At 50.0% G+C, this 26,612-nt stretch carries 23 protein-coding genes; 12 read left to right on the forward strand and 11 right to left on the reverse strand.

Features of this window, described 5'->3' with window-relative positions; translation table 11 throughout:
- Position 1: 1 nt before the first annotated feature.
- On the reverse strand, positions 2 to 2,395 hold the full coding sequence (locus tag D4L85_RS02430) for an ABC transporter permease (RefSeq protein WP_119752825.1): 2,394 nt from the start codon (positions 2,393 to 2,395) through the stop codon (positions 2 to 4).
- Positions 2,396 to 2,658: 263 nt separating this feature from the next.
- On the opposite strand from D4L85_RS02430, the gene D4L85_RS02435 reads away from it, so the two are divergent.
- From D4L85_RS02435 to D4L85_RS02470, 7 genes are all read left to right on the forward strand, one after another.
- Positions 2,659 to 3,066 carry a hypothetical protein gene (locus D4L85_RS02435; RefSeq protein ID WP_119752826.1) on the forward strand — a complete coding sequence of 136 codons (408 nt, stop codon included), beginning with the start codon at positions 2,659 to 2,661 and terminating at the stop codon, positions 3,064 to 3,066.
- 169 nt (positions 3,067 to 3,235) lie between these two features.
- Positions 3,236 to 5,632: an ABC transporter permease gene (locus tag D4L85_RS02440; RefSeq protein ID WP_119752827.1), complete on the forward strand. Its 2,397-nt coding sequence runs from the start codon at positions 3,236 to 3,238 to the stop codon at positions 5,630 to 5,632.
- Positions 5,629 to 5,838, forward strand: a complete 210-nt coding sequence (locus D4L85_RS02445; protein WP_119752828.1) for a hypothetical protein — start codon at positions 5,629 to 5,631, stop codon at positions 5,836 to 5,838. The genes D4L85_RS02440 and D4L85_RS02445 overlap by 4 nt, the downstream gene beginning before the upstream one ends.
- A gap of 96 nt (positions 5,839 to 5,934) precedes the next feature.
- Positions 5,935 to 6,420, forward strand: coding sequence for a hypothetical protein (locus D4L85_RS02450; protein ID WP_160143497.1), 486 nt, complete (start codon positions 5,935 to 5,937; stop codon positions 6,418 to 6,420).
- 105 nt (positions 6,421 to 6,525) lie between these two features.
- Positions 6,526 to 7,467, forward strand: a complete 942-nt coding sequence (locus D4L85_RS02455) for a transglutaminase domain-containing protein (protein ID WP_119752830.1) — start codon at positions 6,526 to 6,528, stop codon at positions 7,465 to 7,467.
- Positions 7,468 to 7,820: 353 nt separating this feature from the next.
- Positions 7,821 to 8,909 (forward strand): DUF695 domain-containing protein, encoded by a 1,089-nt coding sequence (locus D4L85_RS02465; RefSeq protein WP_119752832.1) that lies wholly within the window; start codon positions 7,821 to 7,823, stop codon positions 8,907 to 8,909.
- A 100-nt stretch (positions 8,910 to 9,009) separates the two neighbouring features.
- A complete protein-coding gene (locus D4L85_RS02470; protein WP_119752833.1) occupies positions 9,010 to 9,699 on the forward strand; it encodes a class I SAM-dependent methyltransferase in 690 nt (229 codons plus the stop codon).
- 50 nt (positions 9,700 to 9,749) lie between these two features.
- Here D4L85_RS02470 and D4L85_RS02475 read toward each other — a convergent pair whose 3' ends face one another.
- The 4 genes from D4L85_RS02475 to D4L85_RS02490 all read right to left on the reverse strand — a co-directional run bounded on the left by D4L85_RS02475 (position 9,750) and on the right by D4L85_RS02490 (position 15,226).
- A complete protein-coding gene (locus tag D4L85_RS02475) occupies positions 9,750 to 10,955 on the reverse strand; it encodes an alpha/beta hydrolase family protein (protein WP_119752834.1) in 1,206 nt (401 codons plus the stop codon).
- A gap of 166 nt (positions 10,956 to 11,121) precedes the next feature.
- Positions 11,122 to 13,845 (reverse strand): glycoside hydrolase family 78 protein, encoded by a 2,724-nt coding sequence (locus tag D4L85_RS02480; protein ID WP_119752835.1) that lies wholly within the window; start codon positions 13,843 to 13,845, stop codon positions 11,122 to 11,124.
- A gap of 153 nt (positions 13,846 to 13,998) precedes the next feature.
- On the reverse strand, positions 13,999 to 14,568 hold the full coding sequence (nudK, locus tag D4L85_RS02485; RefSeq protein WP_119752836.1) for a GDP-mannose pyrophosphatase NudK: 570 nt from the start codon (positions 14,566 to 14,568) through the stop codon (positions 13,999 to 14,001).
- A 22-nt stretch (positions 14,569 to 14,590) separates the two neighbouring features.
- Positions 14,591 to 15,226, reverse strand: coding sequence for a 3'-5' exonuclease (locus D4L85_RS02490; RefSeq protein WP_119752837.1), 636 nt, complete (start codon positions 15,224 to 15,226; stop codon positions 14,591 to 14,593).
- 102 nt (positions 15,227 to 15,328) lie between these two features.
- On the opposite strand from D4L85_RS02490, the gene D4L85_RS02495 reads away from it, so the two are divergent.
- Positions 15,329 to 16,996, forward strand: a complete 1,668-nt coding sequence (locus tag D4L85_RS02495; protein ID WP_119752838.1) for an amino acid permease — start codon at positions 15,329 to 15,331, stop codon at positions 16,994 to 16,996.
- A gap of 15 nt (positions 16,997 to 17,011) precedes the next feature.
- On the opposite strand, the gene D4L85_RS02500 is transcribed toward D4L85_RS02495, so the two are convergent.
- From D4L85_RS02500 to D4L85_RS02510, 3 genes are all read right to left on the reverse strand, one after another.
- Positions 17,012 to 18,136 (reverse strand): saccharopine dehydrogenase family protein, encoded by a 1,125-nt coding sequence (locus D4L85_RS02500; protein WP_119752839.1) that lies wholly within the window; start codon positions 18,134 to 18,136, stop codon positions 17,012 to 17,014.
- Between the two features lie 203 nt (positions 18,137 to 18,339).
- Positions 18,340 to 18,753, reverse strand: coding sequence for a globin family protein (locus tag D4L85_RS02505; RefSeq protein ID WP_119752840.1), 414 nt, complete (start codon positions 18,751 to 18,753; stop codon positions 18,340 to 18,342).
- Between the two features lie 129 nt (positions 18,754 to 18,882).
- Positions 18,883 to 20,559, reverse strand: coding sequence for a tetratricopeptide repeat protein (locus D4L85_RS02510; protein WP_119752841.1), 1,677 nt, complete (start codon positions 20,557 to 20,559; stop codon positions 18,883 to 18,885).
- Between the two features lie 65 nt (positions 20,560 to 20,624).
- Between D4L85_RS02510 and D4L85_RS02515 the strand changes: the two genes are divergently transcribed.
- From D4L85_RS02515 to D4L85_RS02530, 4 genes are all read left to right on the forward strand, one after another.
- Complete coding sequence (locus D4L85_RS02515; RefSeq protein WP_119752842.1) at positions 20,625 to 21,137, forward strand: DUF4442 domain-containing protein; 513 nt, start codon at positions 20,625 to 20,627, stop codon at positions 21,135 to 21,137.
- Positions 21,138 to 21,199: 62 nt separating this feature from the next.
- Positions 21,200 to 21,679 (forward strand): Mpo1 family 2-hydroxy fatty acid dioxygenase, encoded by a 480-nt coding sequence (locus tag D4L85_RS02520; RefSeq protein WP_119752843.1) that lies wholly within the window; start codon positions 21,200 to 21,202, stop codon positions 21,677 to 21,679.
- Complete coding sequence (locus D4L85_RS02525; protein ID WP_119752844.1) at positions 21,680 to 22,618, forward strand: GNAT family N-acetyltransferase; 939 nt, start codon at positions 21,680 to 21,682, stop codon at positions 22,616 to 22,618. It begins immediately after the preceding gene.
- Positions 22,618 to 23,571 (forward strand): glycosyltransferase family 2 protein, encoded by a 954-nt coding sequence (locus tag D4L85_RS02530; RefSeq protein ID WP_119752845.1) that lies wholly within the window; start codon positions 22,618 to 22,620, stop codon positions 23,569 to 23,571. Before D4L85_RS02525 ends, D4L85_RS02530 begins: the two co-directional genes overlap by 1 nt.
- On the opposite strand, the gene D4L85_RS02535 is transcribed toward D4L85_RS02530, so the two are convergent.
- From D4L85_RS02535 to D4L85_RS02545, 3 genes are read right to left on the reverse strand one after another with little or no spacing between them, the layout of a single operon-like run.
- The gene (locus tag D4L85_RS02535) at positions 23,568 to 24,374 is read right to left on the reverse strand and encodes a phytanoyl-CoA dioxygenase family protein (RefSeq protein ID WP_119752846.1); all 807 of its coding nucleotides are present in this window, start codon (positions 24,372 to 24,374) and stop codon (positions 23,568 to 23,570) included. The genes D4L85_RS02530 and D4L85_RS02535 overlap by 4 nt on opposite strands.
- A gap of 32 nt (positions 24,375 to 24,406) precedes the next feature.
- Complete coding sequence (gene rsgA / locus D4L85_RS02540) at positions 24,407 to 25,324, reverse strand: ribosome small subunit-dependent GTPase A (protein ID WP_119752847.1); 918 nt, start codon at positions 25,322 to 25,324, stop codon at positions 24,407 to 24,409.
- Positions 25,321 to 26,556 (reverse strand): 3-deoxy-D-manno-octulosonic acid transferase, encoded by a 1,236-nt coding sequence (locus D4L85_RS02545; protein WP_119752848.1) that lies wholly within the window; start codon positions 26,554 to 26,556, stop codon positions 25,321 to 25,323. The genes rsgA and D4L85_RS02545 overlap by 4 nt, the downstream gene beginning before the upstream one ends.
- Positions 26,557 to 26,612: the final 56 nt, after the last annotated feature.

Consider the following 26,612-nt stretch of genomic DNA (forward strand, 5'->3'; position numbering starts at 1 on the left):
TTTATTCTGTTTTCAAACTGTCTACCGGGTTGGCAACCGCCGCTTTGATAGATTGAAAGCTGACCGTAAGCAACCCGATCAACATCACCAAAAATCCTGCTGAAGCAAATAGCCACCCGCTAAGCGTGATGCGGTAAGGATAATGCTGCAGCCAGTTATGGGTGGCCAGCCACGCCAGCGGTATGGAGATGGCCAGTGAAATAACGATCAGCTTTAAAAAATCGGTTGAAAGAATAGAAACAATACTGCTCACCGACGCGCCCAACACTTTGCGTATGCCAATTTCCTTTGTTCTTTTCTCAGCCGATAAAACCGATAGCCCAAACAAACCGATGCAGGAAATGAAAATGGTGAGCGTGGCGCTGAATAAAATAATTTGTTTCCACCGGGCTTCAGCTTCATAAGCGGCTGCGTTTTGCCGGTCGAGAAAATGGTAAGCGTAAGCATCGAGCGGGAACAGTTGCCTGAACGTTTGTTGTATAAAAGCAAGGCTTTGCGCCTCACTGCCCGGGCGTATTTTTATATACATCATCCCAAAATTATTTTGCGGACTCATTGTAAACAATTCGGGCTCAACCGCATGGGTAAGCGGCTTGAAATGATAATCTTTTACAACACCGATAACCGTCACTTTTTCATTGTTGTCATAATTTGAAATCTGCTCGCCAATGGGACTCTTCCAGCCGGCTTGCTTTACAAAACTTTCATTTACCAACACGCTCTTTGTTGAATCGGACGGAAACTGTGAAGAAAAATTTCTTCCCTGCACGATGGAGATCTTTAAGATCGGCAGGTACGATGTATCCACCGTCTGCAAAATTGTATTTATCGGGTCATCGCCGTTCACTTTAAGTGTATTGCCCGAATAACCGCTATTCTTTGGCGCAGCGTCAATAATATCAGCATGGCGCAGCAAGCTTTGTCTGAACAGCGCTGCTTCATTGCGCGTTATGCCCGGCTTTTCGACCGTTACAACATTTTCATCATCATAACCCAACGGCTGGGTAGTGAGATAATCAAACTGCAGGAAGATAGCGAACGTTGCAATGATTAAAAATGAAGCCAGCGCAAACTGAAAAACAACCAGGCATTTTTGCAGGTAACCTTTTCCAGCTAAACTGAAACGCGCATACAATGTTTGCGCGGGCTGATAGCCCGACAACACCACGGCCGAGTACACGCCCGCCAACAAACTTGTACTCACGAGCAGCAGCACATAGCCGAACACAAGTTTTATATCCAGCAGGTAAGCAAGTGAAAGTGATTTATGGCATAACTGGTTAAACACCGGCAGCACAAGCTGTACAACCACGATAGATAAAGTAAAAGCAACCAGGCAGAACACGAAAGATTCTCCGAGAAACTGTATCACCAGTTGCCGTCTGCTGCTCCCGACCACCTTGCGTATGCCGATCTCCTTTGCCCGCTTTACGGAACGTGCCACGGTAAGGTTAATGAAGTTGATGCAGGCGATCAACAAAATAAAAACGGCTATGCCCGAGAGTATGTAGGAATAAACAGGATTGCTTGCATTGAACAATGGCGTTTCTGCCATGGCATCCTTGCTTAAATGAATAGCCCCGAAAGGCTGCAGATAGAAGGACATGCCAATGTCTTTAATATTATACTGTTGCTGAATGGCCTTTATGGTTTCTGCGGCATCGCTTAAAAAAAAGTGCTGCATCTTCTCGCTCGTCATCTTTGCATCGGCCTGTGGTGTTAACACGACAAACGTGTTCAGGAACGAGTTGAACCAGTTTTCATTCTTCCCCGCATCTTCTTTTGAAACTTTCAGCGGCATGATGACGTCGAATTGTATGGATGAATTTTGCGGGCAATTTTTGGCAACCGCCGTAACCTCGTAAGGACTGAAATTATCGCCGTCTTTAAACATGATCAATTTGCCGACGGCATCGGTTGTGCCAAATTCTTTCTTTGCCATATCTTCCGTGATCACAACGGAATTGGGTTGCTGCAGAGCCGTATGCACATTACCGGCGATAAGCGGGAAACTGAAAACAGAAAAGAAATTGGTATCTGCTAAAAAAACTTCTTGTGCGTGAATGTCGATGCCTTTTTGAATATTCATTTCGCCCTGCTGGTAACGCACAAATGCCTGCACCTCGGGAATATTGGCGGCAAACCTTGGACCTTGCAGGTAGCCTGTATAACCGCTCTTGTCAATGTCGCCATTGGGTCTCGTGATTTGCCTGTTGATGCGATACAATACCGAGGTGTTTTTTTGAAACGCATCATAGCTTACCTCATCGTTTACATACAATAAAATAAGCATCGCGCAAGCCATGCCTAGCGTTAAGCCCGCGATGTTGATGAAGGAATAGACTTTATTATTCCGCAGGTTTCTGAAAGTGGTTTTAAAGAAATTTGTAAACATGATGCGTGTTTTAATCGGAAGTCATATCAACTGATATGCCATACCCGTAAATTACTGCATAACAACTAGTTAATCAACCTTCAGCACACCGAAGCCGTCCGGATTCGAACGGCGCGGCCTTTTTAATATGATCTTTCGAATGCCGAAGAGGCGCAGCGTGAATGAAATACATTTTACGCCGTACGTCGCGGACGAGGGTGAAGAAATATTTTTTAGACCAATTTGTGGTGGTATATTTCAACTGACACAAATCAAGACAAAAGATGCGCATCGGGATAGGTGACAAGCGGTTTGATCGAAATGCCTTTTTTGTAGCCGGCGTATTCATCCTTGCGCTTTCGATATGGGCATTTATCGACATCACTATACTTGGCGTTTTGGGGTTAGTCCTTGCAACGACCGTGATCCAACTCGTTCGAAAAATGAGTTACAGCTACATAACTTTTGAGCAAGGGGAGTTTGTCATTGAAAATATGCTAAACAAAAGAACCGTGCTGAAATCGGATTTGTTTGACCGTGTTTACGTATCCAGATTTAATCTTGTTTTTGTAAACGCCGTGAGGGTTTACTTTAAAAACGGCGAGAACTATAAAATCATTGGAGGGCCTGAAATGTGGTATGAAGTGGAGGCTAAAATTAAAAATCTGATACAGGAAGAAGGGAAGGCATAGCCGGCAAATCATCAAGCCAAAAAATCAAGGATGATCCCTCCGTCCGAAACCGCGACGAATACGGTCGGTCCCGGACATCACACACCGGAAATACATTCATTTGGAGTCCAATCGCCTCCTGGAAGTTTGGAACGATTTTTAAGCAACACGATAAACCTCAAACCGCGCTATGTACAATTTCTGGCACACCAACTTCAGGGCTCTCTGGAAAAATAAACTCCACTCTTCCGTCAACCTGCTGGGGCTCACCCTCGGCATCGTGAGCACGCTCGTCATCGTGTTGACCATTCACTTTGAACTGAGCTTCGACCGCTACCATGCCGATGCAGACCGCATCTACCGCATCGTCACGGAAAAGCAAGAGCATGGGCAGATCGGGTTCACGGCCGGCATCACGTATCCACTTCCTGAAGCCGTCAGAAATGATTTCCCCGAGCTGGCGGGCGTGACCATAGTCGACGCCAACGAGACGTCGCCCGTATTCGGCATTGTTGACAAGGATGGATCGAAGAAGCTTTTCAAGGAAACGAAGGCCGCCTTCGTTGATCCGGATTACTTTTCAGTTTTTACCTATCACTGGATCGAAGGCCATCCCGCCGATGCGCTCACCCGCGAAAAAACTGTAGTGCTCACACAAAGCGAAGCGCGAAAGCTGTTCGGCGATGCGCCGGCGATGAACCAGGTGATCAGCTGCAATAACCAGTTCGACCTCACGGTGAGCGGTGTCGTGCAGGATCCACCCCTGAATACCGATCTGCCCTTTACCGTTTTCATTTCAAACCGCCTCGGCGCCAACAAGCACGGATGGGACAACTGGGGGTCTACTTCGGCTTCACTGAATTGCTATATCAAACTGCCGGAGCATGTGAGCCAGGCCGACCTGGAGCGAAGAATGAAAACATGGCACCTGAAATACTTTTCGGGCGATGCTAAGGAAACCGGGGAAAGCCGGTTCTATTTTCTTCAGCGCCTCAGCGATGTGCACTTCGACACGCGGTTTCAGAACTTCAACAACCGCACCGTATCGTCTGCGAAGTTGCTGACCTTGTCGCTGATCGGATTCCTGCTTTTCGCCACCGCCTGTATCAATTTCATCAACCTCAACACCGTGCTCATCATCAGCCGCGCCAAGGAGGCGGGCGTGCGCAAAGTGCTGGGGGGTGTGCGCAAGGATATCGTGCTTCAGTTTCTCGGTGAGACTTTTCTGATCACCGTGCTGGCCACGGTCGTTTGCGCCGGGGTCATTGATCTTGTACTGGCAAGCCTTTCGCCGGTGCTGGGATTCAAGCTCCAGTTTGAACCTTTCACCGATCCTGTCACGGGATTGTTCCTGTTGGCTATTCCCTTCGTGATCACGCTGGCGGCGGGGTTGTATCCGGCGATGGCGCTCGCGTCCTACAAGCCGGTCGACGCGCTGAAGAGCAAGCTCACGGGCAATGCCGGCCAACGCCTCGGCCTTCGCCGCACGCTGATCGGTGTGCAACTGGTGATCTCGCAGACGCTGGTGATTGCAACGATCATCATCGCCCGACAACTGGATTTTTTTGCGAATCAACCCATGGGACTGGACACAACGGCCGTCATTGAATTCGGGATCCCCGAAAGGGAAAAGATCAATCTCCACGACGTTTTGGGCCGCCTCAACGCCGTACCCGGGGTAGAAAGTTCGGCCATGAGCAATACGGGTGCAACGGGCAACAACCAATGGAGCGGCGATTTTGACGCGGTCGTAAACGGAAAAAAGGTTACGGCTGGAACAGCAGTAAAGTTCATCTCGCCGGATTTTTTAAAAACCTATCGCTTGAAGTTAATCGCCGGCAAGGATCTGGCTTCTTCAGATTCCGTCACCGGTTTTATCGTCAACGAGGCCTTTACACGGGCCATGGGCGTCAGCGCACAGGATGCTGTGGGCGTGCCGGTGGAGATGTGGGGGCGGAATGCGATGATCTCCGGTGTGATCGCAGATTATCACAGCGAATCGCTGCATCAGGCCATCGCGCCGCTGATCATGATGACGGGCATTGATGTCTCCTATGTCGGCGCTGTGAAGCTCCAGACGGCGGATGTAAAAACGGCTATGCAGGGCGTTGAAAAAGTCTGGAAGCAAACCTTTCCAAACTACGTATTCGAATACGCCTTCCTGGACGACACGATCAGCCAGTTCTATGATGCCGAACGGAAGACGTCCGGCCTGATCTCGATCTTTTCCGTAGTGGCTATTCTGATCGGATCGATCGGGTTGCTCGGCCTGGTATCGTTTATGGCTGCGCGCCGGACGAAGGAAGTCGGCATCCGCAAGACGTTAGGCGCCAGCGTGGCCAGCATCATGGCGCTTTTCTCGAAGGAATTCATGTACCTCATTGGGATTGCTTTTCTTATCGCTGCGCCGGTTTCGTATTATTTTATGAAGGAGTGGCTTGCGAACTTTGCGTATCGTATTGAGCCGGGGGTGTTTCCTTATTTGGCGGGAGTGTTTGTGATTATGACGGTTGTTTTGGTGACGGTGGGGATCGTGTCCTATCGCGCCGCGTCTGCCAATCCTATTAAGGCGCTGCGCGATGAATGAAAAAGGGTATCGCCCTTGTTGGTCTATTCAATATCCTCTTCTCAGTTGTCGGTGTTCACACCGACAACGCTCTTAAATTTCCTGTTCATCTAAATCAAAAACAATCTCCAGGCGCGACACACCGTGCCGGCCTGTTGCTGCCAATCCGATCAATGCTGCGCGAGGAAATGCCCCTCGCCCTTGTTGTTCTTCGCCAAGCAAGTTGATTTTGAAGGAGAAAGATGATAAGATTGCGTTGCTGACCAAACGCAGCACTTCACCTTGTTATAGAGCCCTCCACGAATCCGAAACAAGAGACATCAATGAAAAATGAAATAATTCTCTCCTTTACATTAAGCATCTCCACGTTCTCGCTTTTTGGACAAATGGCAACAGCAGACAAAAGAATAGCAGAGATTGAGTCTTTCAAAAACTATGAGGTAACTAAATTCAACAACGAGGACGACTTAAAATTACTTAGCGACAGCGCTACCAAAATAACTGAGCTGACCCATTACGCTAGAAAAGGCAAGAGTAACTTTTCAGGCAAATTGACCCAGAACTCAAGGACTAAGATTGGAGAAATCAAAAGAACATATTATTTCAACGAACGATCAGAACTTTTCGCGATCGTCGACAGCATAACAACGGCCGATAACAGGACCCGGAAACTAACGTATTACTTTGGGGGCGGACAACTTACGAATGTAGTCGATGAAAATAAGAATGATGTAACAAACACCGTTAACAAACAACAACTTTATCTCTGGATTAGGCGAATGTTTGACGACAAAACAATTGCGAAGTAAAAACTTCTTTAATAATAGCAAAATGTACAGACGCTGTTGCAAATTAGGTGTCTTTTTTGAAATAAAATTAAACTGCGCCTATATCGCGTTGGCGGCAATTTTGCAATGAGAATAATCATTCTAACAGCACTAATACTTATTTCCCAACAGACACTTTCGCAAGACGGTGGATTTGATGAGGTCGATTCCTATGTAGACGGACTTCAGTTACGCAAGAATGTTTCGATAGAGAAGCTCGTTATAACGCTCACAAAGCCTTTTGCTAGTCCGACTTTGAAGACCAGGGCGATCTATTATTGGATCGCCAAGAATATTAAGTATGACTATGCCGGATCTGAAACTGGTTTTTGGAAAAAGTACCCCTCAGACCAAGCTATAATAGCAGACACGTATAAATTCAGGCGGGGAGTTTGCAGTGGATATTCGCATCTATTTAAGTACATGCTGACAAAAACTAAAATTGAGAGCGAGGTTGTCGGTGGCTATGGAAGGGGCGATTTACAGACCGTTATTGTTGAAGAGGCTAATCACGCATGGAACGCTGTTAAGCTAAATGACAAGTGGTATCTGTTTGATGTTACATGGGCTTCTGACCTATCAAAGAAGGTAGTTGACTTCTGGTTCCAGACCTCCCCGGACATTTTTATACTAAGTCACTATCCCGAAAATTCCAAGTGGACACTGCTCGGCAAGAATATAAGCCTAACTGAATTTAAAAATTTACCAATTTATACAAGGTCCTTTATTGAAATGCAGCTCGTCAAAAGCTACCCTCAAAAGGGTTATTACAGAACAACGGATAATACGGTTACCATCGACTTGAGTACAACAAAAGAATATCTTTGGCTAGCGAAGTTGTACGATCTTGACAGAGATGAATGGTTTTCACCCACCAATGTCGAGGACAGAGCATTTCAGAAAGGGTTCATTAATTTGACGATCGATCGAAAGGGCAAATTTATACTTCGATTGAATGCTTTAGAGAATGGTGATGGTTCATTTACATTATATGAGGGCTTATTATACTACATTGTTGAGTGTAAGTAAAATCACCTCGTCCTTCCTCTTATCCACCGCCCTTGTTGGTGTTCTTCACCAACAAAGTTGACGGGCCACCACCTCTTATTATATCCTGTCCCCCCATCCGCTCTCCACGCTCTTTCTGGAAGGACTTAAGGCATTGAAGGAATTTTAAACGAAGCAGGGGATTATTTATGGCACTGTGAAGATCTGGATTGGAAAACGTTTGATAATTAATTACTAATTTGGTCTGCCGGCACATTCTAAATAGAAATCACAAACAAATTCAGAATTTAGTTAAAGCCTCCGGTTTTTCGTTCGATTTATTTTCAGCATTTCGTAAAAAAATTGAACTAGTCCTATTGAAATAAGATCAACAAATGAGTATACTAAAACGACTATTCGGAACAAAGCAAGAGCCCATAAGAACATACAATGACTTTTGGAAGTGGTTTCAAGAAAATGAACGAGGATTTTTCAAAGCTGTAAAGAATCATAAGAATATCGAGAAGGAATTCTTTGATAAGTTATCGCCAAAACTCAACGAACTGCAAGACGGTTTCTTTTATCTGACAGGGATGTTAGACGACAATACAGTTGAATTAATTCTGACACCGGATGGAAATATCAAGAATATTGTTTTTGTTGAGGAGTTAGTACACGCCGCACCCGCTATTCCTGGTTGGACCTTTACATCCTTAAAACCTCCCGTGGACATAAAGAATGTTCAACTTGACATGGCCGGTTACACGCATGACAGTGATTCTTTATCCTTTTATCCCAATGACGTGAAAGACTATCCGGATGAAATAGACATTACAATCGTTCACAAAGACTACAATGAAGACGACAAATCCTCCATTACCAATGGAATATATATCTTTCTAGACAATTTCATTGGCGAATTGAATTTAGTCACCACAATTGATAATGTAAAAGTAATTGGAAGGGGACAGGCAGAAAAGGCACTGATACCAATCGAAAAACTAAGGGATTTTTTGCTCTGGCGGCAAAAGGAGTTCATTGAAAAATATGAAGGGACATTACAAAACACCGACACGGCTGAATTCGCAATTCTAGAAGCTGAATTGGAGAACGGCAACAAACTCATTGCCACCATTAACAGAGACATACTCAACTGGGACAAGAAAGCATCGCATCCTTGGATCGCAACATTGGAAATACAATATGATGGACAATTCAAGGGTATGCCAGACGAGACAACCTATCAGCTACTCAATGAAATTGAGGAAAAGGCACTTGAACAGCTGAAAGACGCTGACGGTTACTTGAACATCGGGCGGCAGACAGCCGACAACTCGAGAGAAGTCTATTTTGCCTGTAAGGATTTCCGAAAACCTTCTAAAGTTTTACACCAATTGACCAAGGACTATCCCTCTATTAATATCCAGTACGACATCTACAAGGACAAGTATTGGAGGTCGTTCAATAGATTTAATAGCAATTAGATGAACACGGCCTTCGCCAATTGTTCTTAGATTTAATCTCGTTGATCACACTCATCCATCATGCCCCATTCATTATCCCTGTTCAACTGCTAAGCCTGCCATGAGCCTCCTCCTCAATGATCGTCTCGAACTTTCGCCTATTGTAGCCAATAACCGAATGAACAGAGAACGCAATGCCGTAGGGGTAAATAGCTACGAACGCGATATCTGGCTATCCCCTATCGAATTTCTGACTGAACGCTCTAAAAAACTGAGTTCCGTGGGATGGATGGATATCTGTTGCGGTAGAGCCAGGGCACTCATTCAAACCGCGCAGCATCTAAAAACTCGATTTCCTGATCATCACTTTCACTTGGCAGGTATCGACCTGGTAGATACCTATGACCCGATACCCGCCGACTGTAACTCAATTACACTTTTTACAGGGTCTTTTTTAAGTCTTGATACGAATTTAAAATTTGATCTGGTAACCTGTGTACATGGCCTACACTATATAGGTGATAAGCTAAGCGGCATTCAAAAAGCATGTAGTTTACTAACGCCCGATGGAACATTTATTGCCAATCTGGATCTCCACAATTTCAAAAGTCCGTCGCAGAAAAATTTTTACAAGGACATATCGGCTTGGCTTCGCGACAATGAATTAGATTATAACAACAAGCGACACCTGCTCACTGTAAGAGGACATCGTTCCTTAAATATTCCATTCAGATACGTCGGCGCGGATGATCAGGCTGGCCCCAACTATACAGGTCAGGAGGTAGTTGATTCCCATTATGAACATCAATAAGTTATGGCGCTATTGCGGTTAAATTTGTGGGATGCCACAACCACGTCTTCTCATTGCAACGCCATCAGTCTTGGCACAAGATCCTCGACATACGGTTTTATAGCTGATCCATGATCTCCCTGAAGCGAGATCAAATGAAGTTGTTCTGTGGAAGCCCCGTTGGCGATCAGCTTTTGATAAGTGGATTCAGAATTATTGTACGGCACCGTTGTGTCATCAAGCCCGTGATACACATACATCAGACTCTTAGGATACCATTGATTGACCAGCGAATTTTTATTAAGCAAAGTAACGATATAATTAAAACGCGGTTCGGTGCCAATCCCCGTGAGCAGATCACCCGAAACAAGATCCTTCATTGACGTTGTAAGCTGCGCATCGATTGTACTTGGCGCATGTTCTCCATCGAAAAGACCCGGGATAGCAGAGGCATACGGTTCTTTAAAAAAATCTTTCAGCAGATTGTTCTCTTTATAGTACAATTGATAACTGTTCACCAAGTAGGCCAGGTAATACGGGTCGGCGTATTCGTTCTGCGAAAACAGATATTCCTGAATCCCCTTCAAATCGAATCCTCCCGCTGCAGGAAATGAAGCGACAAGGGTCATGCCCGCGATGGGTTCGGATTCAATGGCCTTGTGTGCGGCCATGGTGGCGTAGCCTCCCTGGGAATAGCCGGCCAGAAACAGTTTTCCGTCAAAGGCAAGTTTCTTTTGGTCGGCCAATTCTTGGGCGGCAACGATCAGGTCTGAAACGGCGCGGGCTGTGGGTTCCTCCACGTAGTAAGGATGAAAAGTATTGCTACTGCTGCCAAAGCCGATCATGTCGGGGATCACCGCCACAAAACCAGCCGAGGATATGGCGCTGTACAACAGCACATCGAAACTCCCCGTCGATTGCACCGAGGGCGCGTCGCTGGCCAACGTAGTGGTTCCATGTTGAAAACTCAGCATGCTGATCGACGCATCGGTTTGCGGCAAAATGATCAGGCCGGAAGCGGTAATGTCTTCCCCTTGAAACGTGGTGTGGTACTTGACTTGGAATACTTCAACGTCGTGTTTGAAAATGGAAGCGTCGATCTTATAACCGGAGACGGTCACCAGGAGTTTAAGTGACGCCGCCGTTGTCGTGCCGGCACTAATGGATTCGATCAGCTTGCCGCTGGAAACATCGACCTTCGGCTGATCGTCATCCGAACAACGCGTTGAGACCAACAGGATGACCAGGAGACAGCCTACTCCCCGGAGTAATTTCATTTGAAGTGACTTTTATTCAAAAGAAACGAAAAAAGCCGGTAACCCAATATATAGCCGACAACGAATAACCGTGGCCTTTGGGTCACGGCCAAGGCAATACATCAACCCCGTCCGCCAGCTGGCGGACGGGGTTATTTCATTCAGTTGTAGCGTGGGAAGATCAGGGCTACTGTTTCATGCCATAGGTGAACGTATACGTTCCCGACCCCAGCGTTAACCGCACACTCGTACCCTCCTTCGTCATGGCCGTAACGGATTTTACTTTGCCGACGTCAACTCCGCCTTCGGTCACCGAAGCATCCGCTGCATCGGGCAGGACGATTTGTGCGGTGGTGTTGGCGGGGATCACGGCCGTGAGCGTAAACACTCCATTCTCGAGCTTCCATGCCGACTTGGCGGGGCCATAGGATGTCTCCAGTTCGGCCGTGGCGTTTTTCAAATTGCCGCCGGGTTGGGGTGCGATGATCAGCTCTTTGTAGCCCGGCGCCGTTTCGCGCAAGCCGGCCACGCGGCGGTACATCCAATCGCCGATGGCGCCATAGGCATAGTGGTTGAACGAGTTCATGCCCGGCGTTTGAAACGTGCTGTCGGTCTTGATGCCATCCCAGCGCTCCCAGATGGTGGTGGCACCCATCTTTACCGGGTACAACCACGAAGGATAGGTCTCCTGGAGCAACAGGCTATACGCCACATCGGTATAACCAAAGCGCGTCAGCACTTCGCAGAGATAGGGCGTTCCCAGGAAACCGGTGGTTAAGTGATTGTCATAGTCTTTCACGTTTTGCGCGAGGCGCTCGGCGGCTTGGGCGCGCAGGTTTTCTGGTAGCATGTCGAAGTTCAGCGCTAACACATAGGCCGTTTGTGTGCCAGCCACAAGGCGTCCGCTGGGGGCCATGTATTCTTTGAGGAAGGCATCTTTGACGCGTTTTAGCCATTCGGTATAGTGCTTCACATCATCTTCCTTGCCCAACACTTTCGCGGTGTTGAGCATGATCTGTGTGGAGTTTGCCCAGAAACATTGTGCGATCAAATATTTGTCGGTCACGGCGGAGCGGCCATCCGTGTCGTCGTTGGGGCGGTAGAAGAGCCAGTCGCCAAAGTGGAAGCCCCGGTTCCAAAGATCATTCCGGCTGCGGGCTTCCATGTAGCCAACCCAGGCCTTCATGCTTTCGTATTGTTGTTCGAGAATGCGCTTGTCGCCATACGCATAATAGACATTCCAAGGAATGATGGTCGCCGCATCGGCCCAACCCGTGGACGCCGAGGCGCTATCGCCCAGCACATTGGGGATCACAAACGGAACGCGTCCGTTCTTCACCTGGTCGGCCGCAACGTCTTTCAGCCACTTATTGAAAAAGGTCGCCACGTTCATGTTGAAGGTTGCCGTGCGCGAGAAAGCTTGCGCGTCGCCCGTCCATCCCAGGCGCTCGTCGCGTTGGGGGCAATCGGTGGGCACGTCTACGAAGTTTCCTTTTTGTCCCCACTGGATGTTGTGTTGAAGTTGGTTGATCAGTGGATTGGAGGAGGTGAAGTTACCCGTGGGCGCCATGTCTGAATACACAGCCACGGCTGTAACCTGGTCGGCCGTGAGTTTGCTGGGAGACGTGATCTTCACATAGCGAAAGCCAAAGAAACTAAAATGAGGTTCGAAGATCTCTTCGCCTCCACCTTTCAGGGTATACACGATCTCAGCCTGGGCTGCGCGATAATTGTCGGTGTAGAAATTTCCTTTCTTATCCAATACCTCGGCATGATGGACAACGATCTTGTCGCCAGCCTTGCCATTCACTTTGAAACGCACCCAACCCACCAGGTTTTGTCCGAAGTCCACAATCTGTTCCCCTTGCACCGTCGCTTGCAATGACTTTGGTTTGAAGGTCTCGTGTTTTTTTACCGGGGGCGCATACGATGCAACCAGGTTGTCGTTCGATACATTGACCGCGCGCACACCATGCCAATCGCTTGCCGCATAACCCGACATCGCCCAATCTTTTTTCTCCAGCCGTGCATCATAAGCTTCGCCGTAGTAGATCCCCGCACGGGTCACCGGACCGGTGGAGCTTTTCCATTGTTCGTTGGAGGTGATGATCTCTTTGCTGCCATCGGAATACGTCGCCTCCAATTGAAACAGGAGGCCTAACGTTTTGCCATAAATATTGCGATTGTTTTCCCAGGCCAGATTGCCTCTGTACCATCCGTCGCTGAGGATAACGCCGGCGGCATTCGCACCATTTGTTACCAGGCTGGTAACATCATAGACCTGGTATTGAAGGCGTTTGTTATAGCTGGTCCAACCTGGGGTGAGGTATTGATCGCCTACGCGTTGACCATTGATGTAGCATTCGTAAAGACCATGCGAGGTGATATACAGCCTAGCCGATTTCACCATTTTCTTGAGCGTAAAATTGTTTCTCAACATCGGCGCCGGGCTGTTCACGGTGTCGCCGGGAAGATCGGATTCGATCCAGCGCGCGGTCCAATCGGAAGATTTCAGCAAACCCATTTCCCAATACTTCACTTCGCTCCACGCGGAGGAGTTCCCTTTATTGTCGGCAACTTTCACCTGCCAGTAGTAACGTTGGCGTGAGGTGAGTGCCGGACCGGCATAGGCCACAAGCACCGATTGATCGGAAGCTACGGGCCCGCTTTGCCAGAGGATTTTTTGTCCTCTCACAAGCGCTTTGTCGTCCGTGCCGACGCGCAGCTCGTAGGATTTTTGCATCGTGCCGCGTTGCCCCGAGACGAGCTTCCATCCAAATCTTGGGACGGCTACGTCGAGGCCGAGCGGATTATTCTGATGTTCGCAAGTGAGGTCGCGAATCGTGAGGGTCTGGGCCTGCAGGCTTAGCGTTGCGGCCAGCAGCAGAAAGAGTAAGGAGATGCTTCGCATGGTGGGTTGTCGGTTATATGCGAACCAAGATAATAATATTCGCGAATCGACCTAACCTGTACTCTCCTGTTGACAGTCAGTAGCCAGTAGTCAGTAGTCAGTACAAAGACCACGAACTCAAGATTATTTCCGTTGCGGTGATGTTGAGTTGAGCTAAACGAGGTTGTTCAGTTTGGCGTATTGGAGGAGCATGATGGTTTTGGCGTCTTTGATTTCGCCGGTGGCGATCATGTTGTAGGCTTTGTCGAAATCCAGTTCGAGTACTTCGATGTTTTCGTCTTCATCTACGCCGCCGCCTTCGGCTACTTTTTGATCGGCCGTGTATTCTCCCACAAAAAAGTAGAGGATCTCTGTCACGGAGCCGGGCGACATGTAGACGTCGAAGATCTTGCGGACGTGGGCTACGCGATAGCCGGTTTCTTCTTCGGTTTCGCGGCGGATGCAGTCTTCGGGATTGTCGAGGTCCAACAAACCGGCGCAGGCTTCGATGAGCATGCCGTCGTCGTTGCCGTTGACAAAGGTGGGCAGACGGAATTGGCGTGTCAGCACCACGGTGTGTTGTGCTTTGTTATAGAGTAGGATGGTGGCGCCGTTTCCACGATCGTAGGCCTCGCGGCTTTGGATGAGCTCGTTGCCGTGTTTATCGGTAAAAGAATAGGTGTATTTGTAGAGCTTGTACCAGTTGGCGGAGAGCGTTTGTTTTTCGAGGATTTTGGCGATCATGCAAAAGCGGTTAAGCTCTTGTTTACGCTTTCACGTGAAAGTAGTTGCGCAGGAGGTGATGATATATTTCCAGGCACACCCAGGCGTCGGTGGCGGCATAGTCGATCTGCTTTTCGGTGAGCGTGGGAGCTTCCCAGTTGGAGGTTTGCGCGCTCTTGGAGATACGGAATCCCAGCAGCAAGCCGGCCAGTTTTTTTACACTTTCCACCTGCAGGCCCGAAGCCTTGGCCATGGTCGACAGTTCTATAAACGATATGGGTTGAAAGCGATTCAGTTTTTGCAGGGCCTTGATGTCGTCGTGGATGGCTACGCCGGCTTTGATGATGTTGGTGTTCTCAAAAATGGACACGATCTCTTCGGGCAAGCCGGTCTGGTGGAGGCGGATGAGGAAGACCTTGCCTGGGATGGCCAGTTGAAGCAGGGCTACCTTGTAGGTCTGGCCGCGCTTGAAGCTGGGGCGTGTTTCGGTGTCGAAGCCCAGCACATCATGCTTCTCGATTTCCTTTTGCATGGCTGAAAGCTTGGAGGGCTCGGTGATGACGCTTACTTTCCCCTCAAAAGCGCGCAAGGGAAGCTGGTTAACCTCCTCCGATGTGATGGTGACCTTGGGTCCCTGGTGACCCGATACATCCGGGTGCTCTTCTTTCGGTAAATGCATCAAAAAATCGTGATAAAACCGGTGCCAAAAAAATACCCGCCATGGGTGCCCTAAGTTAAGTCAAAAAAATCAACTATTTTGAGGCCGCCTAACTCAAATTGAATGTCGAATTCCCTTTTTAGAAAAAAATCTCTAACCTCCATCCTAAACGATACTTCCGGACCCGTTGACGGCCATAGCGCACCGGAATTGAAGAAGATCCTGGGGGTGAGAGACCTCACTTCGATGGGCATTGCGGCGGTCATTGGCGCGGGCATCTTTTCCACCATCGGCCAGGCGGCCTTCGACGGCGGGCCTGGGGTGATCTTCCTCTTCCTCATCACGGCCGTCACCTGCGGGTTCACGGCCCTTTGCTATGCCGAGTTCGCCTCGCGCGTGCCCGTGGCCGGCAGCGCCTACACCTATTCATATGTAACGTTTGGTGAGATCACGGCCTGGGTCATTGGCTGGGCATTGATCTTGGAATATGGCATTGGCAACGTGGTGGTATCCATTTCCTGGAGCAGCTATTTTGTGAACCTGCTGGAAGGCGTGGGAATGCACCTACCCACCTGGCTGGCCACCGATCCGTTCACCGCCGAAACTATGTATGATGCAGCGGTGAAAGCCGGTAGCCCCACCGATGGATTGGCGTGGACTACGGCGCCGTTGTTTGCCGGCTACCGGATCATCTGCAACATCCCCGCGTTTGTGATCATCATCCTCATCACCATCCTCGCGTTTATCGGCATCCGCGAAAGCCGCAGCAGCGCCAATTTTATGGTGGGTCTTAAATTGGTGGTGTTGGCCTTCATCGTCGGCATCGGGATTTTTTATATCGACACAGATAACTGGACACCTTTCCTTCCCAATGGATTTACCGGCGTATTGAAAGGCGTGTCCGCGGTATTCTTTGCTTACATCGGTTTTGATGCCGTGTCGACTACGGCCGAAGAATGTGCCAATCCCCAACGCGATCTGCCGCGGGGCATGATCTACTCGCTCATCATTTGCACGATCATCTACGTGGTGGTGACCCTGGTCATTACCGGCATGGTGAACTACTCGGAATTCGATGCGGTAGCCGATCCGTTGGCTTATGTATTTGAACACATCAACCAAGGCAAGATCGGCTTCTTCATTTCGGTGAGCGCCGTGGTGGCCGCCACCAGCGTGCTCCTGGTTTTCCAAATCGGACAGCCCCGCATCTGGATGAGCATGAGCCGCGACGGGCTGATGCCAAAACGCTTTGGCAATATCCATCCTAAATTTCAAACCCCGGGGTTCTCCACCATCATCACGGGTGTTATTGTAGCGATTCCTTCCCTGTTCGTAGGCAGTGCATTGATGACCGACCTCACCAGCATTGGCACCTTGTTCGCCTTTGCCATTGTGTGTGGCGGCGTTTTGATGTTGCCCCGGCGTGAAAAAACAAATGGATTCAACCTCCCCTACATCAACGGTCAATGGGTGGTGCCTGTACTGTTCATTATTTTTATCTACGGCTTTCGCGAGCGCGTGATGGGCTCGGTGACCAACCTAACCCATGAGGCGCACCAGGAAATCTTGTTCCTTATTTTCATTCTGATCGCTGCCGCGATCACCCTCTTTTCGTTTCTGCGCAAGCTTTCCCTCATCCCCGTGTTGGGGTTGCTGTGCTGCTGCTATCTCATGATCGAGATCCCCGTCTTCAGCTGGAAAGTTTTCTTCGGGTGGATGGCCTTTGGACTGGCGATCTATTTCAGCTACGGCTATTGGAAGAGCAAACTCGCGAACAAAGCGAAGGCCTGATCTTCTCCCCTATGCTTATTGCTGCTGAATGCCGTAGTGCACGCCACGGTCCTTCAGGTAGTTCACCACAAACTGGAAGTTCTCTTCCTTCTCGCCCACATATTCCGGGGGGCAAATGCCCTTGCGATCGAACGTGCCGTTGGCAATGAGGTTCAATGCTGCCGTGCAGGTGTATCCGGTGGTGCGTGCCATCGACAAGGTGTTGGTGGCCTTATCGGTGCGGTCGAGCAAATTATATTGATAGGTCTTCGGTTTTCCGTTCTCCTCGCCCACAATGCGGATGCGCATCACGGTGAACTCCTCCTCGCCGGGTTTTAATTTCCATTTGGGGAAAAGTAATTTCGCCGTCACGTCGATCGGGCGGACTTTCACGCCTTTGATGTCTACGGCTTCATAGGAGAAAAATCCGGATTCGCGCAACACGCGCAGGTATTCGATGCAACCGGGATAGCGCAGCGTTTTCTCGATCATGTTGGGAATACCCGGCATGGTCTTGATCAGCGACCGCAGTCCATCCGAGTTCCATGACTCCAGCGTACCCACGCCGTCAAAATGGATGAGTTCAGGATCCGACAAAGCTTCCTTCACGATCACGGCGCCTTGCTGCACATAGCGGGCCGGCCGGATATATTCTTCAATGACATCGATGGGCGAAAAAACAGCCTTGTATTCATACGGCCATTCCCGCACGACCGGTAGACCTCCCACCAGGCATTCGTAGTCGGTGATCTTCATCCGGTGATAGTGATAACCCAGGATGATGTTTCCCATGCCGGGCGCCACGCCACAGTCTGTGATGACGGTCACGTTTTTCTTTTTTGCCAGTTCATCCAGTTGAAAGGGATCTTCCGGAAAGAAAGAAATGTCGGCGATGTTTTTGCCGGCTTCAATCACCGTGCGCACCGTTTGCAGCCCCATGAATCCGGGAACGGCACCCACCACCAGATCGAACGGCTGCAACGCGGCGGCCAGTTGGCTTAGGTTGGTGAAATCCACTTTTTGGGTTTTAATGCCGTGTTGCGCGACAAAGCCGAGGGCCTCTTCGTTGATGTCGGCCGAGGTAACGTCAAAGGTTTTAGAAAGGTCAATGGCCATGGCCTTTCCAACGAGGCCGGCACCGAGTACAATTACTTTTTTCATGCCTTAGTGAATTGAAATGATGCCGTAAATTAATGCGATTAAGGCAGGAAGCATCAATACGAGGTCGAGGAAGTTAAATTTCTTTTTCATGGGTAAAAAAAAGCCTGTACAGGAAAATTCCCGTGCAGGCTTAGGAGGGTTATTTAGAGAGGTTTTTTTCGAGAGATTCTTTTTTTCAGACAGGCTGACCGTGACGAACCCGGTCAGGCCGCGGCCAACTGTCCTTTGATCATGGCCGCCGACAAGGTGATGTAGACGGTTGTCCAGGCTTCTTGCAATTCATCGTTCCATTTATCGCCGAGGCCCTGCTCGAGCGTCCACAACAGGCATTCGCCCACTACCTTGTAGTGCTGGGGTTGGGCGCCATATTTTCCGTGACGCTGGGCCAGCTGCTTTATTTCATTCATGATGTCGTCCAGCTTTTGAAGCTTGGTCACAATGAGGGTCACCATGTTCATGAGCTTGCGGGCTTGCTCTTTTTGATCGTGTTTAAACATGGACCTCACGGCAGGTGCCACTTCAAAGAGGCGGTTGTAGAAGAGCTCGCCGGCTTCCTGGGAGTTGATCACCACATAGCTCCACGAGTTCTTCACGAGAAGGATTTGTCTTTCGGTCATAATAAATAAGGATGGTTGAAAGGGATTTAGTTTCTGCATCCTTCTACTGGATGACGCTAAAGAAAGTTGGGCTTACCAAAAGAAAAGGTCGTATACAATTGGTTTACAGATCTCACAAGTAATTGATATTCAACTACTTTTAAACGAAGCCACAAAATCTGCCAGGTTCTCTTCGGTGGGAATATTCAGCTTTTTGCGCAACCGGTGTCGCGCCATTTTCACGCTCTCGGGCGAAATGCCCATCAACTCGGCCATCTCCTTCATGCTCAGGTTGAGGCTGATGAGCGAACAAAGTTTCAGGTCGCTCTGGCTTAGGTCGGGGTATTGCTGTTTGAGCCGTTCGAAAAAAGAAGAATGCACTTTTTCGAAATACATCTTGAATTCATCCCAATCCTTCTCCGTTTCCAGGCTGTAGTCGATCACCTTGATGAGTTTGGAGATCTTGGCTTTGGAATTCTTGTCGCTGGTGCTCAGCAGCTCGTGGATGCCCTCTCGAAGATTTTCCATGATGGTGTTCTTCTGCACGAGATTGAGCGTGTAGGTGAGCAGTTCTTTATGGCGAAACTCCAGGTCACGTTGCAGCTGGCCTTCCTGCAGCTTTTTATTTTCCAGTTCCAGCGTGAGTAAGGCTTGTCGCGCGGCATGCACCTGGTCGTTTTTCTTGAGCAGCTCTTTTTTGGTGCGGATCGTGTTGCGTTGATAATAGATGATGATGCCCCCTATAAATAACGCCAACGCCAGGCCCGCATAGGCGATCTTTTGCCGGAACAGGGTCCAGGCGCGTTCTTGTTTCAGGAAGTCGATCTCCTGCTCTTTGCGCTCGGTCTCGATGAGCGCTTTCAATTGCGCATAGCGGATATGGCTTCGCGCGCCGGCGAGGGAGTCCTTCAAGATTTCGCTGCGTTGCAGGTAGTCGAATGCTTTTTCGTAGTCATGGCGGGCCGAATAAATGTCGGTGTGCAATTGATAAGACTCCAGCAACGCCATGCGGTTGTCGGTTTGCTCGGCGATGGGCAGGCCCAGGCTGGCCAGTTGCAAAGCCCGTGCTACGTTGCCTTGCGCCAGATACACGCGGGCTTGATTGTGATAGGCTGCCGGCAACCGGTTCAGGTTGTTTGTCTCGCGAAACAGCGCCAGCGACGATTCGTAGTGTTGCAACGCCTTGCCGTATTCGCCCATTTCATAATAGACAACACCAATATTGTTGAGCAAATTGGCGATGCCCTCGGCGTTGTGACCTTCGCGTTCCAGTTTCAGGGCAAGCTCGAACGCTTCCAGACCCTGGGCATAATTTTTCATGTCCGTTTCCAGGACACCGATCTTGCGAAGCGTGAGCGCGATGCCTTCCGTGTTGCGAAAAGCTCGTTGCATGTCGAGGGCTTTCATGTATTGATCGCGGGCGGCTTTGAAGTCCCCTTCCTGGTGATGGGCCGCGCCCATGTCGGTATAGGTTTGCGCGATGCTGAGCGAATCGTTGAGTGATTGGAACAATTGCAAGGCATGCAGCAAGGTTTCCAGCTCGCGCGTATTCTCTCCCTTTAAACGAAACAGCAGGCTTTGGTTTTTATAGGCCTCCGCCAAACCCCGTGTATAGTGAAGCGAATCGGCCAGCTTCAGGGCGCGTTCTGCATAATAGCGGGTGCGTTCCGGGGCGGTGTTGTAGTGCAACCGGGCCAGGCGGTTTAACAAATTCACCCGCTGCGTGTCGCGGGGCATGTCCTTCAACTTTTGTTCCCATACCTCCACCTGCGCACAGAGCGACATGGCCAGGGCCAGCAGCAGGAACAAAAGAAAGGGCTTCTTCATGATAGAAAGGGTTATTAAAGGAATATATTTTTCAGCTAACTTCCGAGGTCAATTTTTTTTCACCTATGAACATCAGCAAATATCTGGAGCGTGCAAAACGATCTTCGTTTCACCTGTGGGTGCTCAACCAAGGCCTGCTCCGCATGATCCCCTTCAACAAACCCCACGCTTTCACGGTCACGCACCTCGAAGATTATCGCGTGCGGATCAGCATACCGTACAAGCGGAAAAATTTTAATCACATTCGCGGGCTTCATGCCTGCGCGCTGGCCACACTGTCGGAATACGCCACCGGCTTTCTGCTCATTTCACGCCTGGGCTTCGACACCTATCGCGTCATCATGCAGCGCCTGGAGATGGAGTATCACTACCAGGGCAAGATGGATGCGGTGGCCGACTTCGCTTTGACGCCCGAGTGGATCGCCCAGAACATCACCGCCCCTCTCAACGGACAGGAGGCCGTTGTCGTTACCTGCGAAGTAAAAATTCACGATCTGGAGGGAAAACACCTCACCACGGGCAGGATCCACTGGCAAATCAAGAAGTGGGCGAGCGTGAAAACGAAGGTCGTCGCCTAGCCTGCAATCGTTTGAAAAAACCTGGTAATCGCGTAAATTGCCTATAACCAAACCTGAAAGTTATGCGCAAGATCGACCTGCTTTTCAACGAATACGGCGAAAGCCACCAGGATGCCACCAACAAGGCCATTCACTGGATCTGCGTACCCCTGATCTTTTTTAGCGTGGTGGGGCTCATTGCCTCCATCCCTTCCCAGGCCGTGCAGTCGGTGCTGGGACAGGGCAACCCGTATGCGAATTGGGCTGGGGTGAGCCTGGTGCTGGTGCTTCTGTATTATGTGACGCTTTCCATACCTTTGACCATTGGCATGGCCCTGTTTGGGTTGCTGTGCCTGTTCATGATCCGGTTAATTGTGAGCGTCGACATTGCGCCGCTGTGGATGGTGAGCCTGGTCACCTTCTTTGTGGCCTGGGTAGGTCAGTTCTACGGGCACAAGGTGGAAGGCAAAAAGCCCTCCTTTTTGAAAGACATACAATTCCTGCTCATCGGACCGGCGTGGCTCATGCATTTTATTTATAAACGCCTAGGAATACCGTACTAATTGGGAGACTACATTTTTCACAACGGACCGCTACCCGCAAACATCCGCCTCGATTTCGACGAATCGTTATTCAACACCGCACCCTACCGGCTGCTGCAATCGCCGTCGGGCTGGCATTCCTTTTTTGTCATCCACGCAAAAGAAAAAACGGCGGTAGCGGGTATTCATTTTTACGTGGATGAAAATGTTGCACAAAGCCCGTTGCGCGCACCCTTTGGTTCGGTGGACTGTGCAGACGATCTGCCCTCCCAAGTTTTATTTGAATTTCTTCTGTTTGTCGAAGGGGAGATCAAGAAAGCAGGCGTTCAAAAGGTGGTGATCAAACATTCGCCCGCCGCCTATGCGCCCCGCCGCGAAGCCCTGCTTCAAACATTCCTCCTAAACCTTGGCTATCGCGCGGCCAACGCAGAGACGGGTGCGGTCATTCCCGTGGATGGAAAATTTGAAGAACACCTCGACCCTTGGGAAAAGCGGAAACTCAAACAAGCCCTGGCCTCCGCCCTGCAATGCCGCCAGTTGACACCCGACAACCTGGACACGCTCTACCACTTCATACTGGCCAGCCGAAAACAAAAAGGCTATTCACTTTCCATGCCCCTGGAAGAGATCCGACGCGTGGCCGAAAGATTCCCCGAACGCTACCTTTTGTTTGGCGTGTACCAGGACGATCAACTCGTAGCAGCAGGAATTTCCATCGTGGTCAACGATCGCGTGTTGTATAATTTCTATTCGGCTCACGACAGCGCCTATGACCATCTCAGCCCGGTGGTATTCCTGATCGAAGGCCTGTATTCGTATTGTACGCTGTACAACCTCACGCTATTGGACCTGGGAACATCAGCTGTGGAAGGCAAGCCCAATTTCGGTTTGCTGGATTTTAAAATGCGGTTGGGTGGCATCCCCACGCCAAAGCTTACCTTCGAGAAAACTTTCTCCTGATGGAACGGCCATTGGTTTCCATTGTCTGTCTTTGCTACAACCACGCTGCCTATGTGGAAGAAGCCCTGAAGTCGGTCTTCGACCAAACCTACCCGAATGTTCAAATCATTGTTGTAGACGACGCCAGCACCGACAACAGCGTTGACGTGATCCGCCGCACCATCGCCCCACATCCCAACGTCCAACTGCTGGCCCTCCCTCAAAACCTGGGCAACTGCAAAGCCTTCAACCAAGGCCTGCGCCTGGCCACCGGCGAATACATCGTCGATTTTGCCACCGACGATGTGATGCTCCCCGGGCGCGTCGAAAAACAAGTACAACTTTTCTCCCAACTCGATCCGTCCTACGGCGTGATCTTCACCGACGCGAATTATATCGACCCCCGGGGCCAGGTGTTTCGCCAGCACTACGACTATCTTTTCGCCAAAAAATTGCTGACGAATATTCCGCAAGGCGATGTCTATCGCGATGTGCTGAGCACCTATTTCATCGCATCTCCCACGATGCTGGTCCGCAAAAAAGTGTTTGACGAACTGCAGGGCTATGACGAAACACTGGCCTATGAAGATTTTGATTTTTGGGTGCGTTCGGCGCGTCACTATAAATACGCATTCCTCCCCGACCGGCTCACCCACATCCGGCGCAAACACCAGTCGCTTTCTTCGGGATGGTACCGGCGGGGCGATCCGCAATTGCACTCGACCTACCTCGTCTGCCGGAAAGCGCAACACCTGAACCGCGATGCCGGTGACCAACAGGCATTGTTAAAACGGGTACGATACGAGCTGCGGCAATCGGTATTTTCGGAGAACCATAAAGAGGCTAAACTTTTCTACGACCTGCTCGCGGCCCTCGAACCGCCCTCGAAAGGCGACCGGCTCCTGCTGGGGCTGATGAAATCCAAATTACCGCTCGCGCAATTGCGCCTCTTCTATCAACGGTGGCGCTACTAGCGTTTCCACAAACGCATTTCGATGGAGATCCGGGTTTGATCCAGGTTTAGGTTGATGGCCCCGCCATGGATGAGATAGGGCGAAAAGACAAGCACTTCATTCACCCCGGGATCGGGGCGCTTCACCTGGTAGGGACCGCGGATGTCGGTCACCCCCGGCACGTTAAACCGCACGCCATTGATCACCGCTCCTTCGACTGTCTTTTCAATGCGAGACTCCGGCCAACGGTGGCTTCCCGGGACGAGAATGAGCGACGACTGCGCGTTGCTGCCGGCGATCGGGATATAGAGGTTGATGCAATCATCATAATCTTCCAGCCAAACATCGCGGTGCAGGGGATTGTTGTCGGCTTGCTGGGGACGGATCACACGAAAGTGAAAAATGGATTGGCCGTCAAACGGATTTTTTGCTTCTAACGACACCTGGCAAAGTTCCGAGATGCGATCCTCCACCATGCGCACCGGCACCGGGAAATCTTTTGTGGAGAGCAGCTTGGTCCTTTCTATGGCTTTTAAATGCGCGTCAAAATCGCTGACCTGGGTGTGATATTTTTCCAAATCAAAATCATCGTCCAAAGCCAGCCCGCCTTCACGCCAGCTTTTCAGCAACAACATGCGCGTGTTGTAGGTGAACGTAGAATAGGTTGCCGCGTCAAAAAGTGGTTCAATCGAAAAACCTGTGGCGCTCCACGGTGTTGCTGCTGTCAGGTTGACCGCTTCATTCAATAAGACGCGTTCTTCGCCCCAGGCGCGTGGACCGGTGATTTCATAGGAAAGGTCTGTGTTGTTTACGGTGTATTTCATTTTGCCTGCTGTTCTTGAGAAACAATCACGGCTTACCTCCGGTTATCTTGTCCCATCACCATGCTCAGATAATTTTCATAGCGGCTCAACGCGATCTTCCCCGCCCGTATCGCGTCGACCACAGCACATTGCGGTTCGTTCACGTGGATGCAGCGCGCACCGAATTTACACTCCAGCCGAACCTCGCGCATCTCCGGGAAATAATCAGAGATCTCCTGGGCATTCATATCCACCAAACCCCATTCTTTTATGCCGGGGGTATCGATCACATACGTCTTCTCATCGAGCGGGAACATTTCGGCAAACGTGGTGGTGTGGGTTCCTTTGGATGAAAAGTCGGACACGTCGCCGACGGTTTGTTTGATATGCGGGGCGATCTTGTTGAGCAAGGTTGACTTCCCCACGCCGGAGTGGCCGGCGATCAACGTCACTTTATCGCGAAGAATATCCCGGAGCACGTCCTGGTCTTCATGTAATGCCGAGATCGAAAAACAGGCGACACCAATGCCCATATACAATTCCATAAGTTCCTGCACGTTTTGCTTCCCCTCTTCATCCAGCATGTCTTTCTTGTTGAACAAGATCACTTGTGGAATACGAAACGATTCGGCGCTCACCAGGAAGCGGTCGATAAAGCCGAGCGATGTTCTGGGAAACGTCAACGTCACGACCAGCAGTGCCTGGTCCACGTTGGCCGCCAGCACGTGCGAGTGTCCCGTCTTCTTTACGGATTGCCGAAGGATGTGATTTTTGCGTTCGAGAATGGCGGTGATGGAGCCGATGTTGTGTTCCAGGTCCACCGACACGCGGTCGCCCACAGCCACGGGGTTGGTTTCTTTGATGCCCTCCAACCGGATCTTGCCCCGCACCCTGCAGGTGTGTATTTTTCCATCGGGGGCAAGCACCTCGTAGAATGAACCGGTGGAGCGTAGGACCAGGCCTTCCATCATGCCAGTAAAGTTCGGCAATAGTGCATGATCTTTTCCGTAGCGCCCAGGTTTTCTTCCACGTAGAGCCGCGTCACCTCACACGCCAGCAAAAAAGTCTCAGGCGAGTTCAGCATCTCGTATTTGGCTTTCAGGTCCGTATAGTCGCGTACTTCGAACGCACCACCGCGGTTGATCAGGTCCACGGCCTCCTGGTATTTCTCATAGTCTTTGTTCCCAAAGAAGATGGGCACACCGTAGCAGGCGGCCTCCAGGATGTTGTGCAGTCCCTTGCCGTAGGCACCACCAATAAAGGCGAATTCTCCATAGCGATACAATCGCGAAAGCATGCCGATGTTGTCGATGATGAGCACCTGATAGTCTTCCAACGGCTTACCGGCCGCTTGCGAAAAACGAACGGACTTCACCTGTAAGGAGCTTTCCATCGCCGCCATAAAGGTTTCGGTGATCTCGTGCGGGGCGATGATGAACTTGATCCGGTTTTCATTGATGAGGGGTGTGAGCACTTCGAAATCTTCCGGCCAGCAACTTCCCACCACGAAGGTTTTCTGATCGCTTTTGAACTGCCGGGCGACCGGAATTTCACCGCCTTGCTTCACGATGGCATAGACCCGGTCGAACCGCGTGTCGCCCGCCACCGCGCAGGCATCAATACCAATGGATTTCAGCAAGTGCAACGACGTTTCGTTTTGTACAAAGAAGTAAGAGAAGTTCTTTAAGATGCCGCGATAAAATCCGCCGTAAGGCTTAAAGAACATTTGTTCTTCGCGAAAGATCGACGATACGGATAGCAGCGGAATCTGGTGTTGTTTCAACGCCTTGGCATAATGATGCCAGAATTCATACTTTACAAATACGGCCAGCGTTGGCTTTACGATGGAAATGAATCGCTCCGCGTTTGCGGCCGAATCCCAGGGCAGATAACCGATAAAGTCGGCCTGGTCATAATTCTTGCGCACCTCATAGCCCGATGGTGAAAAGAAGGTGAGCAATATTTTTGTTTGCGGATATTCTTTTTTTATCGACTCGATGAGAGGCCGGCCCTGCTCGAATTCGCCCAGCGATGCACAGTGCACCCAAACCACCTTGGCGTGGTTTTGACGAAAGTAGTCGCCGAGTTTGGTAAAGACGTCTTTTCTTCCGGTTACAAATGCCCGGGCTTTGTTATGAAAAAGGGCGGCTATGTTATAGCCGGCGCGCATCACTAAAAGGACGAGATTATACAGTATGATCATGCAGCATCAAAAATAGACAACTTGGGGAGAACCCAGACCATGGCGCGGCCAGAAGA

It is taken from the genome of Chryseolinea soli (assembly GCF_003589925.1).
Lineage (GTDB): Bacteria > Bacteroidota > Bacteroidia > Cytophagales > Cyclobacteriaceae > Chryseolinea > Chryseolinea soli.

Coding starts and splice junctions, on each gene's coding strand:
- D4L85_RS02510 (WP_119752841.1), bottom strand. CDS start 20,559: ATGAAGAAGCCCTTTCTTTTGTTCCTGCTGCTGGCCCTGGCCATGTCG.
- D4L85_RS02535 (WP_119752846.1), bottom strand. CDS start 24,374: ATGAAATACACCGTAAACAACACAGACCTTTCCTATGAAATCACCGGT.
- D4L85_RS02455 (WP_119752830.1), top strand. CDS start 6,526: ATGAGAATAATCATTCTAACAGCACTAATACTTATTTCCCAACAGACA.
- D4L85_RS02505 (WP_119752840.1), bottom strand. CDS start 18,753: ATGACCGAAAGACAAATCCTTCTCGTGAAGAACTCGTGGAGCTATGTG.
- D4L85_RS02480 (WP_119752835.1), bottom strand. CDS start 13,845: ATGCGAAGCATCTCCTTACTCTTTCTGCTGCTGGCCGCAACGCTAAGC.
- D4L85_RS02440 (WP_119752827.1), top strand. CDS start 3,236: ATGTACAATTTCTGGCACACCAACTTCAGGGCTCTCTGGAAAAATAAA.
- D4L85_RS02465 (WP_119752832.1), top strand. CDS start 7,821: ATGAGTATACTAAAACGACTATTCGGAACAAAGCAAGAGCCCATAAGA.
- D4L85_RS02520 (WP_119752843.1), top strand. CDS start 21,200: ATGCGCAAGATCGACCTGCTTTTCAACGAATACGGCGAAAGCCACCAG.
- nudK (WP_119752836.1), bottom strand. CDS start 14,568: ATGATCGCCAAAATCCTCGAAAAACAAACGCTCTCCGCCAACTGGTAC.
- D4L85_RS02445 (WP_119752828.1), top strand. CDS start 5,629: ATGAAAAAGGGTATCGCCCTTGTTGGTCTATTCAATATCCTCTTCTCA.
- D4L85_RS02515 (WP_119752842.1), top strand. CDS start 20,625: ATGAACATCAGCAAATATCTGGAGCGTGCAAAACGATCTTCGTTTCAC.
- D4L85_RS02495 (WP_119752838.1), top strand. CDS start 15,329: ATGTCGAATTCCCTTTTTAGAAAAAAATCTCTAACCTCCATCCTAAAC.
- rsgA (WP_119752847.1), bottom strand. CDS start 25,324: ATGATGGAAGGCCTGGTCCTACGCTCCACCGGTTCATTCTACGAGGTG.
- D4L85_RS02490 (WP_119752837.1), bottom strand. CDS start 15,226: ATGCATTTACCGAAAGAAGAGCACCCGGATGTATCGGGTCACCAGGGA.
- D4L85_RS02530 (WP_119752845.1), top strand. CDS start 22,618: ATGGAACGGCCATTGGTTTCCATTGTCTGTCTTTGCTACAACCACGCT.
- D4L85_RS02500 (WP_119752839.1), bottom strand. CDS start 18,136: ATGAAAAAAGTAATTGTACTCGGTGCCGGCCTCGTTGGAAAGGCCATG.
- D4L85_RS02470 (WP_119752833.1), top strand. CDS start 9,010: ATGAGCCTCCTCCTCAATGATCGTCTCGAACTTTCGCCTATTGTAGCC.
- D4L85_RS02450 (WP_160143497.1), top strand. CDS start 5,935: ATGAAAAATGAAATAATTCTCTCCTTTACATTAAGCATCTCCACGTTC.
- D4L85_RS02545 (WP_119752848.1), bottom strand. CDS start 26,556: ATGATCATACTGTATAATCTCGTCCTTTTAGTGATGCGCGCCGGCTAT.
- D4L85_RS02475 (WP_119752834.1), bottom strand. CDS start 10,955: ATGAAATTACTCCGGGGAGTAGGCTGTCTCCTGGTCATCCTGTTGGTC.
- D4L85_RS02435 (WP_119752826.1), top strand. CDS start 2,659: ATGCGCATCGGGATAGGTGACAAGCGGTTTGATCGAAATGCCTTTTTT.
- D4L85_RS02430 (WP_119752825.1), bottom strand. CDS start 2,395: ATGTTTACAAATTTCTTTAAAACCACTTTCAGAAACCTGCGGAATAAT.